The following is a 12442-nucleotide window of genomic DNA, read 5'->3' on the forward strand; positions in this document are numbered from 1 at the left end:
GAGGCCGCCCTTCTTTGTCCAAACCCGCCGTCTGCGATAGAAAACGCGCCATGCCCTTCCCCCAGGACCGCCCCCGCCGCATGCGCCGCAACGAGGCGCTGCGCAGCCTCGTCCGCGAGACGCACCTCGCGCCCGACGACCTCGTCTGGCCGCTGTTCGTGCTCCCTGGCAAGCGCGTGCGGAACCCGGTGAAGTCGATGCCGGGCGTCTTCCAGCTCTCGGTCGACGAGCTCGTCGCCGAGGCGCAGGCCGGGTACGAGGCGGGGGTCCGGTCCGTCATCCTGTTCGGCATCCCCGAGCACAAGGACGAGATCGGCAGCGGCGCCTACGACGAGAACGGCGTCGTCCCGCAGGCGATCCGCGCGCTCAAGGCGCAGGTCCCCGGGCTCGTCGTGATGACCGACGTGTGCATGTGCGAGTACACGGATCACGGCCACTGCGGCATCCTCAAGGCGCCGAAGGCAGGCGGGCCCGGGCAGGACCTCTCGGTCGACAACGACGCGACGCTGCCGCTGCTCGCCAAGGAGGCGGTCGCGCACGCGAGGGCCGGCGCGGACATCGTCGCCCCGTCGGACATGATGGACGGCCGCGTCGCCGCGATCCGGGCGGCGCTCGACGCAGAGGGCTACGGCGACGTGCCGGTGCTCTCCTACGCGGCGAAGTTCGCCGGCGCGTTCTACGGCCCGTTCCGCGACGCCGCCGAGAGCGCGCCGCGCGAGGGCCCGGGGATCCCCAAGGACCGCAAGGGCTACCAGATGGACCCCGGCAACTGGCGCGAGGCGCTGCGCGAGGTCGCGCTCGACGTCGCCGAGGGCGCCGACATGGTGATGGTGAAGCCCGCGGTGCCGTACCTCGACATCGTCCGGCTCATCCGCGATCGCTTCGAGCTGCCGGTCGCCGCGTACCACGTCTCCGGCGAGTACGCGATGATCAAGGCCGCCGCCGAGCGCGGCTGGATCGACGAGGCGCGCGTCGTCCTCGAGACCTTGCTCTGCTGCCGCCGGGCCGGCGCCGACCTCATCCTCACCTACTACGCGAAGGAGGCGGCCGGCCTCCTCACGGGGAAACGCCGGTGACCGGCCGGGCTTCCCGGCCCGACGAGCCTGGCGGGGCGGCCTCGTACAAGGTCGTCGAGGTCGCGCCCGTCGGCGAGGAGAGCCTGGAGGGCGCGCTGAACCGCTGGACCGCGGAGGGCTTTTCCTTCGAGTCGATGCACTTCGTCATGCGCGAGGGCTCGCACCGGCCGGCGATGGCCTACCTGCTCTTCGTGCGAGGGAGCGCCTAGCGAGATGCGCGACGCGCGACGAGAGGGCAGCCCGTACCCCAAGGCGGACCTGTCGCTCCGCGCGCTCGCGCGGCTCGCCGACTTCACCCTCGCGCTCGTCCTCGCCCAGACCTCGCCGCAGGTGGGGCCGCTCCTCGCGGCGCTCTACCTGCTCGTCGCCGACGGGCTGCTCTCCGGGCAGTCCATCGGCAAGAAGATCTTCGGCGTGCGCACGGTCGTCGTGCCGCGCCGCGCGCCGGCCGGCTACCGCGAGTCGATGCTGCGCAACGCGCCGTTCGCGCTCGTCGCCATCTTCTACGCCGTGCCCTTGCTCTGGCCGGTGCTCTTCGTCGCGGGCGTGCCGATCGTCGCCTTCGAGGCGTACATGATCTACACGGACCGGCTCGGCGTCCGGATCGGCGACATCTTCGCCGACACGCAGGTGGTCGACGGGAAGGTGCTCGCGAAGGGCGAGGCGGTCGCGCCCGACCTCGGCGCGACGCCCGCGCCGCCGGGCCCCTCCGCGAGCGCCACCCGCGGTGGCGCGGCGCGGTCCGCGGCCTAGCCCAGATCAACCTAGGAGCCGGCCTCCGATGCGCATCGCGCTCACGCACAACCTCCGCCTCTCCGACTCCGAGGAGGAGGCCGAGTTCGACACCCGCGAGACCGTCGACGCGCTCGCCGCCGCCATCGAGCGGCTCGGCCACCGCGTCGAGCGGCTCGAGGTCTCCGGGCCGGCCTCCCGCACCGTCGCGCGCCTCGAGGCGTTCGGGCCGGACCTCATCTTCAACACCGCCGAGGGGCGGCGCGGCCGGTTCCGCGAGGCGTTCTTCCCGGCGCTCTTCGACGAGCTCGGCATGCCGTACACCGGCTCCGACGCCTACGCGCTCGCGCTCACGCTCGACAAGCAGCTCACGAAGCTCGTGCTCGCCCAGCACGGCGTCACGACGCCGCGCTGGCAGTACCTCGAGGACGCGCGCCAGCTCCAGCCCAACGCGCTGCGCTACCCCGTCATCGTGAAGCCCAACTTCGAGGGCAGCTCGAAGGGCATCACGCAGGACTCGGTGGTCGAGGACGCGCTGCGGCTCCACGAGGTGGTGCGCGAGTCGCTCCGGCGCTATCCGGCGGGGCTCCTCGTGGAGGAGTTCATCGTCGGGCGCGACGTGACGGTGCCGTACCTCGAGGCGGCCGCGCCCGAGCGCCACGGGATCCTGCAGCCGGTGGAGTACGTCATCGACGAGGCGGCCTCCGCCACCCGCCGGTACGCCATCTACGACTACGAGCTCAAGACCAGGCTCGACCGGTACGTCTCCGTCCGCGCGCCGGCCAAGGTGAAGCGGAGCCAGGCCGAGCGGATCCAGCAGCTCTGCGAGACGGTCTACCGCCAGCTCGGCATCCGCGACCTGGGCCGGATCGACCTGCGCCTCGGCGACGACGGGTCGATCTACTTCCTCGAGATCAACGCGCTGCCCTCGCTCGAGCCCGGCGCCGGGATCTACGCCTCCGCCGCGCTCGAGGGGCTCCACGACGACGCCGTGCTCGGCGCCGTGATCCAGAGCGCGACGCGCCGCTTCAACATCGCCGAGCCGCGCGGGCGGCGCGGCCGGCCCAGGCGCACCGAGCGGCTCAAGGTCGGCTTCACCTTCAACGTGAAGCGGCTCACGCCGGACCCGTCGGGCGAGGGGGACGAGGAGGCCGAGTACGACTCGCCGAAGACCCTCCAGGCGATCCGCGAGGCCATCGCGAGCCACGGCCACGAGGTCGTGGATCTCGAGGCGACGACCGAGCTGCCCTTCGTCCTCGCGGCGACCCCGGTGGACGTGGTGTTCAACATCGCCGAGGGTTTCCGCGGCCGGAACCGCGAGTCGGCCGTCCCGGCGCTGCTCGAGCTCCTCGACATCCCGTACACCGGGTCCGATCCCGCCGCGCTCTCCGTCTCCCTGGACAAGGCGCTCGCGAAGCGCATGGTCCGGACGCACGGCGTGCTCACGCCCGACTACGTGGTGATGCACACCGGCAAGGAGCGGCTCCCCCGCGAGCTCACGTTCCCGCTGCTCGTGAAGCCGGTGGCGGAGGGGACCTCGAAGGGCGTCACCAAGAAGTCCATCGTCCGCGACGAGGTCGAGCTGCGCGAGGTCGCGCGCGAGCTCATCGCGAAGTACCGCCAGCCGGCGCTCGTCGAGGCGTACATCGCCGGGCGCGAGTTCACCGTGGGTCTCCTCGGGGAGCGCCGCCCGCGCGTGCTGCCGCCGATGGAGATCGTCTTCCTCGACGCGAGCGATCCCACGCCGATCTACTCGTTCGAGATGAAGCAGGACTGGAACGAGCAGATCCGCTACGAGGTCCCCGCCAAGCTCACGCCGCGCGAGCTCGAGCGGCTCGAGAAGGCGGCGCGCGAGTGCTTCACCGCGCTCGGCTGCCGCGACATCGCCCGCGTCGACTTCCGCATGGACGCGGAGGGCCGGATCTACTTCATCGAGTGCAACCCGCTGCCGGGCCTCGCGCCGGGGTGGTCGGACCTCGTGCTCATCTCCCAGGCCGCGGGGATCGACTACCGCGGGCTCATCGGCGAGATCCTCGCGTTCGCGATCCGGCGCTACCAGGAGCGCGAGCGGGAGCGGGAGCGCGCCCGGCGCGCGCAGGCGGCGGCCGAGCGCGAGGCGCTCGCGGAGCGGACCGCGGCGGAGCGGGGGGCGAACGCGCCGGCGCTCGCGGGCCCGGCCCACGGGCCGAACGGACCGAACGGCACGGAGAAGCCTTCCGGGACGTCCGGCGAGGGCGCGCCGCCCGTATAATCCCGGGTAATGCCCGAGGACCGCGCCACGAACGAGCCGCGCCGCCGTGCGCGTGAGCTGGGGATCCCGCTCGGGCGCTACAAGCCCGGGCGCTGGAACGCGATCACCGACGTCGCCGGCGTGAAGGTCGGCCACGCGACGATCATCCGCGGGCCGGCGGGGCCGCTCAAGGTGGGGAAGGGGCCGGTGCGCACCGGCGTCACCGCGATCCTCCCGAACCCGGCGAACGTGTTCGAGGAGCGCGTCGTCGGCGGCGGCTTCATCCTGAACGGCGCGGGCGAGGTCTCGGGGATGACCCAGCTCCTCGAGTGGGGCCTCATCGAGACGCCGATCTTCCTCACCAACACGCTCTCGGTCGGCGCGGTCTCGGACGCCGCCGTGAAGTGGATGATCGACCGGTTCCCGGGCATCGGCCACGAGCACGACGTCATCATCCCGCTCGTCGGAGAGTGCGACGACTCCTGGCTGAACGACATCGCCGGCCGGCACGTGCACGAGGAGCACGTCACGGAGGCGCTCCGCACCGCGAGCGACGGACCCGTCGCGGAGGGGAGCGTCGGCGGCGGCACGGGGATGATCACCTGCGACTTCAAGGCGGGGATCGGCACCTCGAGCCGCAAGCTCCCGGAGGTGCTCGGCGGCTACACCGTGGGCGTGCTGGTCATGTCGAACTTCGGCGTGATGCGGCAGCTCCGGGTGGGCGGGCTCCCGGTGGGCGAGGTGCTGGAGGCGCGCTACCGCTCGGCGCCGCGCCGCAGCCAGAACTACGGCTCCATCATCACGGTCATCGCGACCGACGCGCCCCTCATCACCCACCAGCTGAACCGGCTCGCGAAGCGGGCCGCGCTGGGCATCGGCCGCGTCGGGTCGACCGCGATGCACGGCTCGGGCGAGATCGTCCTCGCGTTCTCGACCGCGAACAAGGTGCCGCGCGAGTCGCGCAAGATGGTCTACCGGGTGAAGATCCTCCTCGACCAGCGGCTCGACCCGCTCTACGAGGCGGTGATCGAGGCGACCGAGGAGGCCATCCTCAACTCCCTGTGCACGGCGCGCGAGATGGACGGCGCGAACGGCCACGTCTGCCGGGCGCTGCCGCTCGCCGACGTGAAGGAGCTCGTGCAGCACTGGCTCTCGCGCGAGGGGGCCGAGACCGCCGCGACCCTCCGGCGACCGCCGGGCGAGCCGGTCACGGCGCCGCGGATCCCGGCCGCCGTCGCGAGGCCGACCGCGGCGCGGGGCGCCGAGGGGATGCCGCGTCCGACGCGGCCTCCTGGCGCGCCGCCGGCGACGCGGATCGAGCGGACGGACGGGCGCAGCGACTCGCAGGAGGCGAAGGCGGAGAGCGCGGCAGCGGGGGAGGATGCCCCTCGCCCGGACGGCAGCGAGGCCCCTGACCGCTGACGCGGCCTCTGGCGCGCACGGCCCCGGCGTGCGATACACGGTCGCCGGGACGGACCCCTTTCCCATCGGTCGACACGACCCGACCCACGGAGGCCCCATGGCCAACTCGAAGAGCAAGCACATGCGGATGAAGAGCGAGCGGCGCCGGAAGTGGAAGGCCCGCAAGCGCCGTCAGAAGGCCGCCCAGGCCCAGACGAAGAAGTAGGCAGCCGCGCCGCGCGACGGCGCTCGCTTCACGAGCGGCGGGGCGGCCTTCGGGCCGTGCCCGCCGTCGCGCTCTCCGGGCCCCGCGGACGCGAGCAGGCGGGCGAAGGGAGCCCGCCGGGGCGCCGCCGGCGGTCGGATCAGAACCGCAGCGCCAGCCCGAGCTCCGGCCCCGAGAAGTGGAGCTGGGGGCCGTCCTTCCGATCGCCCGAGACGTCGATCGCCCGCCAGCCGAGCGTGAGCGCGAGCGGGCCCCCGCGGAACGCGGCCGCGAGCCGGGTGTCGGCGACCGGCACCGGGGTCGGCGTCAGGCGCGCGTGGCCCTCGACGCCGAACGGCCCGATGAGGCCGACATGACCGGACACGCCCACGTTCGGCCCGAACGCGATCGTCCCCGCGTACGGCTCGCCGACGAGCCCGCCCGAGTCGGGCATCGACAGCATCGACGCGCCAACCTCGAGCCGCAGGCGGTACGAGGGCGCGGACAGGAACGACCACGTCGCGTGTATCGTGCCCCATCCCAGCGTGACCGAGTCGTTCGTCGCCACGCCGTGGATGCGGTTGCGGCCCACCGCGCCGATGCTGGCCTGGAACCCGAGGTGCCGCCCCTCGATGACGATATCGAGCATCCCGGCGCCGCCCGCCGTGTGGCCGGCCGCCTGGAGCGACAGGAGCGTCGTCGTGCGGTCCGGGCTCGCGTCGGGCGGCGCCACGTACACCTCGGGCGGATACGGCACGTAGGGCCGGTACGCCGGGTAGTAGCCCCACCCCCAGCCGAGCCCCCACCAGAACGGCGCGATGCCCACGGCGAAGGCGGGGTAGGGGTAGTACGGGTAGTACGGATAGACCGGGTAGTACGGTCGGTATGGGTAGCGAGGGGAGTACGGCCCCGGCATCGGGCGGTAGGGCGGGGGCACGGTGCCGACGCGCGGCGGAGCGGGCTTGACCGCGGCGCTGGCGCGGGGGGGCGCGGGGCGGGTGCCGTAATACGGGGACGGCGTCACCCGGACGGGCGCGCCCGAGGGCCCGACGCGAGGCTGGGCGGCTCGCGGGGCCGCGGCACGCGGCTGGCCGGCGCTGCGCGCGGGGGCGGCGCGGCTCGGAGCAGGACGCGCGCGAGGGGGCGCCGGGTCGTCTGCTCTCGGAGCGGAGGGTGCATAGAGCAGCCCGGCGACGAGCAGTGCGATGAGCGAGCGCATGGGAACCTCGCATCCCAGGGTAGCAACGGGGGTGCCACGGGGAGGCGGGGCGGCGCTCGTGCGGGACCGCGGATCGCCCGGGATCCACGCGCCCCGGGAGGCGACCTCGGACGCCCGCGAGGAGAGGTGATGCCGCCGCGGCACGGGAGTGAATCCGGCGCCCGGGCCTCCTCCGGCGCGCTCCGAGCGGCGCGCGTGAAGACGTCCTTGACGCAGCCAGCGCCGTCGCGCTAATGACTGCGCTCCCTCGCGGTCACCAGGGCCGAGGGGGTCGAGAGGTGCAGCCGGTCAGGTTCTTCGAGACGCTGCGGGATCGGGTCGTACTCCGCTCGCAGATCGGGAAGCGGAAGCTGGATCGCTCCGCAACCCGACGAGCGCTGGACCAGGCCTCTCGGGAGCTCGGCGAGCGCTTCGCGGCGCTCGTCCGGATGGGCCGGGTGGAGGCGCCCGGCGAGCTCACGGTGTTCCTGGACGCGGTGCGACTCCTCGAGGAGAAGCTCGCGGGGCAGGAGAAGGAGATCGCGGAGCTCGAGAAGGAGTTCCCGCGAGGAAAATAGAATACGGGCCCGTGGCGCAGCTGGGAGCGCGTCTGAATGGCATTCAGAAGGTCACCGGTTCGATCCCGGTCGGGTCCACCAACTCCCTGAAGTGAGACGGGCCGTCAGGACATCCTGACGGCCCGTCGCCTTTCGAGGCGGATGCGGCCGGCGGGTTACCTCGCGGCGCAATGAGCGCCGGGCTCGCGCTACTCGATCCGCCGGTAGATCCTCGCGAGCCGCGAGGCCGTCGCCATCTCTCCTGGCATGTCCGTCTGCGCGATGACCGGCTCGGCTGCCCGGGTGCGCTTCGTCGGGCGCGAGAGCACGGTGAGGCAGTCGGACAGCACCGGTGGTCGCGACCACGGGAAGATCTCCTGGCCGAGGCACAGGACGCCGTGGTCCGCGCAGAAGCGGCGAGCGAGCTCGGCGCTGACGGTCGGCGAGCGCCACCCGTTCTCCGGTCGATCCATGTCCGCGCCGTAGCGGCCGTCCGGCAGCCGGCAGGCGGCCAGGTTCGAGTGATGGAGGATCGCGGTGCCGCCCGGCTTCAGCTTCTTGCCGAGCGCGCGTACGTAGCCCTCCACCGCCGGGGCGTCCGCGTGCACGAGCGAGTCCCACGAGATCGCGAGGTCGATGGACCCGTCCTCGATGAAGTCCAGCGATGCGCCGTCGCCGAGGTGATAACGGACGTGACTGCGGTCGCCGAAGCGCGACCGACAGGAGTCGAGCGCCGTCTCGGAGATGTCCACGAGGTCGAGGTGCTCGCACTCGTCGACGAGGAACGCCGTGACCCTTCCGCCTCCGGGGGCGATCTCCAGGATCCGAGCAGCCGGCAGGAAGGGCGCGAGGCGCGGGAACAGCGTGACGCGCCACAGCATGCGTGACCCGCCCCACGCCGAGGACCACTCCTCGCCGCCGTCTCCGGTCCAGTCGTACCGCCGCCAGGTGCTCCGGTTCGCTTCGACGTCCGCCATCGGCGCTCCTCCAGGGAACGTGGGACGGGCTCACGCCGCGTCGAGCGCGCGCGCCAGGTCGTCCACGAGGTCGGCCGGATCCTCCAGCCCGACCGAGAGCCGGATCATGGCGGGGCCGAAGCCGGCGTGGAGCTTCTGCTCCGGCGTCATGTCGGCGTGCGTCATCGACCAGGGATGCTCGATGAGCGTCTCGATCCCGCCGAGGCTCACCGCGAGCCGCATGTGCCGGACCGCGTCGAGGACCCGGTAGGCCTCCGCCTCGCCGCCGTGGACGTCGAAGCTGACCACGCTGCCGGCGCCGCTGCACTGCTCCTTCCAGAGGGCCACCTGGCGCGCGCCCATCTCGGCGAGCCCCGGGTAGTAGACGCGCTTCACCCGGGCGTGGTTCCGCAGGAGCTCCACCAGCCGCGCGGTGTTGGCCTGCTGCTGCTCCATCCGCAGCTGGAGCGTGCCGAGCGAGCGGGTGATGAGCCAGGCGGTGTCCGGATCGGACATCGAGCCCATGATGGTCCGCGTGGCGCGTACGGCGTTGATGAACGAGGCCTTCCCCATCGCTAGCCCGGCGACGAGATCCGAGTGGCCGCCGAAGAACTTGGTGGCGGAGTAGAGCACCACGTCGGCGCCGAGGGCGAGCGGCCGCGAGAAGATGGGGCCGAGGAAGGTGTTGTCGATGAGCACCGTCACGGGCCGCCCCGCCCTGGAGCGCCGGTCGGCCACCCGCCGCGCGGCCGGCACGTCGCAGAGCTCCATGGTCGGGTTGGCCGGCGACTCGAGGTAGATGACCCGCGTGCCGGGGTGGGCCTCCGCCAGCGCCGCCAGCTCGGCCTCGGTGGCGCCGGCCGGGAACGGCACGGTCCGGATGCCGAACTCGGGGAGCAGCTTGCGGAAGAGGTACTCCGTGCCGCCGTAGATCGGGTCCGAGAAGAGGAGGGTGTCGCCGGGGCGGAGCAGCGTGAGGCAGGTGGAGGAGATGGCGCCCATCCCCGAGGAGAACAGCGCGGCCGCCTCGGCCCCGTCCCAGGCGGTGACGCGGTCCTCGAGGATCTCGCTGTTCGGGTTGTTGACCCGCGTGTAGATGAGCGCCGGGCTCTCTCCCTGCTCGCGCTGGCGCAGCCCGTAGGCGAGCTCGAAGGCCCGCTTGCCGTCGACCGCCTTCTTGAAGATGAAGGTCGAGGTCCGGAAGAGCGGCGGGACGGCAGCCCCCTCGGAGCGCTGCGGCTCGTAACCCTTCTCGAAGATGAGCGTCTGCGGCGAAGGCGTGCGGCGTTCGGACATGGTGGCCTCTCCCAGGGCCCGCCATCCTCCGCCGGGTTGCCTCGTTGCGGAATGCCCCGTTCTGGGCCGTGGGCCGAACCTCGAGACGGGCCGTCAGGACGTCTTGACGGCCCGTGGGGGTCTATTGGCGCGTCGCGACGCGTGCGGCCGGCTACGCGCCGGGAGTGACGGTGCGCGGGCCCGCGTCCAGCGGGGCGGCGGGGCGGGAGAGCGGGATCGGCGGTACCGGCTCCGCGCGACGGCGGCCGCCCCTGGACGCTCGCCGCCCAGCGCCCCCCCCGACGAACGGCGCGAAGAGCCCGAGGAGCCGCTCACCGTTCCGCTCGAGCGTGAACTCGCGCAGCACCGCGCGGCGCCCGGCGAGCCCCAGCCTGCGCCCGAGGGCGGGGTCCTCGACGAGCCGCTGGATCGCGTCCGCGAGCGCCGCGGCGTCGCCCGGCTCGACCACGAGGCCGGTCTTCCCGTCGCGGACGAGCTCGGGGATGCCCGAGACCCGCGTCGAGACCACCGGGCAGCCGGTGGCCATCGCCTCCATGAGCGCCACCGGGATCCCGTCCATCATCCCGGCCGCGGTGACGACGCTCGGGTGCACGAGCACGTCCGCCGAGGCGAGGAACTCGCGCACCCGGTCCTGCGGCTGCCCGCCGAGGAGCTCCACCTCGCCGAGCTTCAGCGCCGCGATCTGCTTCTCGAGGGCGGCGCGCTCGGGGCCGTCGCCGACGAGGACGCAGCGGAAGGAGACGCGGCGCTCGCGGAGGAGCGCGCACGCGTCCACGAGGTGCCGGTGGCCCTTGTAGTCGCGCAGGCCCGCGACGCAGGCGATGACGGCCGGCCCCTGCCGGGCGGGCTGCGGGCGCGGCTGGAAGCGGGCGGGATCGACGCCGCAGCGCACGACGGACGTCTTGCGCGCCGCCTCCTCGCCGTAGAGCTCGCGGAGGAGGGCGCGGTTGTACTCGGAGATCGTGACGACGAAGCGCGCCTCCTGGATCTTCTCCTCCAGCATCGCGCGGTCGAGGTACAGGTCGTGCGCGTGGGCGGTGAAGCTGAAGCCCGTCCCGGTGAGCTCCTTCACGACGAGCGCCGCGAGCGCGGGGTGCGTGGCCCAGTGGGCGTGCACGTGCGCGTGGCCGCCGGCCTCGACCTCTCGCGCGATGAACGCCGCGCGGGGCACGACGACGAGGGCGCGGGCGAGGAAGCCCGGCGAGCGCAGGTTGCCGCGCAGCGCGCGCGCCCAGGCGCGCAGGTACGCGCGGGGCTTGCGCCGGAGCCAGTGGAGCTGCGCCGCCGCCACCTCCCGGGAGAAGGCGCGCTGGTACCGCGTGCGCGCGAGCATCTCATCGGCGCCGGGGTGCCGCGGCCCTGGCGCGGCGCCGAGGAGCGGGTAGACGTCGATCTCGAGGCCCTGGCGCCGGAGCTCGAGCATCTCGTGCAGGATGAAGGTCTCGGTCGGCGCCGGGAACCAGGACATCAAGTATGCGACGCGCCCGGGGCGCTGCGACTTCGGCTCGGTGTGGTGCATCCGCTCTCTCATCCCTCGATGGCCGCCGGGTCCTTCCGGCGGAGCCGCGAGTAGACCTCCAGGAAGACCTCGGCGACGTGGTCGAGCCCGTAGCGGGCGGCGACCTCCTCGCGGGCGGCGCGCGCGCGGCCCTGGGCCGCCGGGTCGCGGAGGGCCTCCACGAGCGCGTCCGCGAGCGCCTCGGGCCGCTCCGGCGGCACGAGCCGGCCGGTCACCCCGTCGCGCAGCACCTCCGCGGACCCACCCACCGCCGTCGCCACCACGGGAACCGCGCACGCCATCGCCTCGAGGAGCGCGACCGGCATCCCCTCGGTGCGCGAGGGCAGCACCGCCGCGTCGGCCGCGCGCACGAACGGCGCGACGTCGGCGACCGCGCCGGGGAGGGCGAGCGCGTGCAGGACCCCCTCGCGCAGCGCGAGCGCCTCGATCCGCGCGCGCTCGGCGCCGTCGCCGAGCATCCAGAGCCGCGCCTCCGGCAGCCGCGCGACGACCCGCGGCCAGGCCCGGGCGAGCACGTCCACGCCCTTCTCCGGGGAGAGCCGGCCCGCGTACACCACCAGCGGTCCGCCGGGGAGCCCGAGCGCGCGGCGCAGCGCAGCGCGCTCGTCCGCCGACGCGGGCCGGAAGCGCTCGAGGTCCACGCCGTTCGGGACGGAGAGGATCCGCTCCTCCGGCACGCCGGCCGCGCGGAGCTCCTCGCGGATCGGGCCGCTGATCGCGACGAAGGCGTCGGCGCGCGCGACGGTCGCGCGGAGCCGCAGCCGGCCGAGGGCGGTCGCTGAGAGGACGCCCACGTCGCCGATCGCCCCGCACGCGTGGGGGTTCAGGAGGATGGGCGTGCCGGCGAGGGCGGAGACGAGGAGCGCGGCGGAGGAGGGCGACAGGAGCTGGTGCGCGTGCACGACGTCGGCGCGCGGCCGCAGGGAGGCGACGCAGCGCGCCGCGGCGGCGACGTACGCCAGGGTCGCGAGCGGTCCCGGCGTCCCCGGCGGAGCTCCGACGCGGTGGACGTGCACGCTCCCCTCGACGTAACTCGCCGGATAGCCGGGCGAGCGCCGCGTGACGACGTGCACCTCGGCGCCCCTCGCGGCGAGCGCGCGCGCGAGGGAGAAGGTGTGGCTCTGGATCCCGCCGACGGATGGCGGGTAGAGGCTCGTCAGCATCGCGACGCGCGGCGGTCGAGGCGCCTCCGTCGCGCTCGCAGCGGTCGCCCCATCCAGGCGTGCGTACACTTGTCCTCGGAGCATGTCTCCCTGCCGACATGAACGCTCG

At 73.6% G+C, this 12442-nt stretch carries 12 protein-coding genes and 1 tRNA gene; 8 read left to right on the plus strand and 5 right to left on the minus strand.

From position 1 onward, the window contains the following. Positions 1-50: 50 nt before the first annotated feature. From hemB to MNY62_RS12595, 6 genes are all read left to right on the plus strand, one after another. On the plus strand, positions 51-1076 hold the full coding sequence (hemB, locus tag MNY62_RS12570; RefSeq protein ID WP_242344543.1) for a porphobilinogen synthase: 1026 nt from the start codon (positions 51-53) through the stop codon (positions 1074-1076). After that, positions 1073-1285 carry a DUF4177 domain-containing protein gene (locus MNY62_RS12575; RefSeq protein WP_242344544.1) on the plus strand — a complete coding sequence of 71 codons (213 nt, stop codon included), beginning with the start codon at positions 1073-1075 and terminating at the stop codon, positions 1283-1285. Before hemB ends, MNY62_RS12575 begins: the two co-directional genes overlap by 4 nt. A gap of 4 nt (positions 1286-1289) precedes the next feature. After that, positions 1290-1829 carry an RDD family protein gene (locus tag MNY62_RS12580; RefSeq protein ID WP_242344545.1) on the plus strand — a complete coding sequence of 180 codons (540 nt, stop codon included), beginning with the start codon at positions 1290-1292 and terminating at the stop codon, positions 1827-1829. A gap of 28 nt (positions 1830-1857) precedes the next feature. After that, the gene (locus MNY62_RS12585; protein WP_242344546.1) at positions 1858-4059 is read left to right on the plus strand and encodes a D-alanine--D-alanine ligase family protein; all 2202 of its coding nucleotides are present in this window, start codon (positions 1858-1860) and stop codon (positions 4057-4059) included. Between the two features lie 9 nt (positions 4060-4068). Beyond that, complete coding sequence (locus MNY62_RS12590; protein WP_242344547.1) at positions 4069-5460, plus strand: DmpA family aminopeptidase; 1392 nt, start codon at positions 4069-4071, stop codon at positions 5458-5460. A 97-nt stretch (positions 5461-5557) separates the two neighbouring features. Further along, positions 5558-5665 (plus strand): aminopeptidase, encoded by a 108-nt coding sequence (locus tag MNY62_RS12595; RefSeq protein ID WP_242344548.1) that lies wholly within the window; start codon positions 5558-5560, stop codon positions 5663-5665. A 139-nt stretch (positions 5666-5804) separates the two neighbouring features. Here the strand turns inward: MNY62_RS12595 and MNY62_RS12600 are convergent, their stop codons facing one another. Beyond that, a complete protein-coding gene (locus MNY62_RS12600; RefSeq protein ID WP_242344549.1) occupies positions 5805-6581 on the minus strand; it encodes a hypothetical protein in 777 nt (258 codons plus the stop codon). 560 nt (positions 6582-7141) lie between these two features. Here MNY62_RS12600 and MNY62_RS12605 point away from each other — a divergent pair. Together MNY62_RS12605 and MNY62_RS12610 are read left to right on the plus strand one after the other, a co-directional pair. Beyond that, on the plus strand, positions 7142-7420 hold the full coding sequence (locus tag MNY62_RS12605) for a hypothetical protein (protein ID WP_242344550.1): 279 nt from the start codon (positions 7142-7144) through the stop codon (positions 7418-7420). 5 nt (positions 7421-7425) lie between these two features. Continuing rightward, positions 7426-7501 (plus strand) — tRNA-Ala (locus MNY62_RS12610). Between the two features lie 107 nt (positions 7502-7608). On the opposite strand, the gene MNY62_RS12615 is transcribed toward MNY62_RS12610, so the two are convergent. The 4 genes from MNY62_RS12615 to MNY62_RS12630 form a co-directional block, all read right to left on the minus strand. Then, positions 7609-8376 carry a class I SAM-dependent methyltransferase gene (locus MNY62_RS12615; RefSeq protein ID WP_242344551.1) on the minus strand — a complete coding sequence of 256 codons (768 nt, stop codon included), beginning with the start codon at positions 8374-8376 and terminating at the stop codon, positions 7609-7611. 30 nt (positions 8377-8406) lie between these two features. Continuing rightward, positions 8407-9651 carry a trans-sulfuration enzyme family protein gene (locus tag MNY62_RS12620; RefSeq protein ID WP_242344552.1) on the minus strand — a complete coding sequence of 415 codons (1245 nt, stop codon included), beginning with the start codon at positions 9649-9651 and terminating at the stop codon, positions 8407-8409. A gap of 151 nt (positions 9652-9802) precedes the next feature. Then, the gene (locus MNY62_RS12625; RefSeq protein WP_242344553.1) at positions 9803-11170 is read right to left on the minus strand and encodes a glycosyltransferase family 4 protein; all 1368 of its coding nucleotides are present in this window, start codon (positions 11168-11170) and stop codon (positions 9803-9805) included. A gap of 8 nt (positions 11171-11178) precedes the next feature. Beyond that, complete coding sequence (locus MNY62_RS12630; RefSeq protein ID WP_242344554.1) at positions 11179-12402, minus strand: glycosyltransferase family 4 protein; 1224 nt, start codon at positions 12400-12402, stop codon at positions 11179-11181. Between the last annotated feature and the right edge of the window lie 40 nt (positions 12403-12442).

The sequence above is a fragment of the Anaeromyxobacter terrae genome (genome assembly GCF_022690685.1).
GTDB lineage: Bacteria > Myxococcota > Myxococcia > Myxococcales > Anaeromyxobacteraceae > Anaeromyxobacter > Anaeromyxobacter terrae.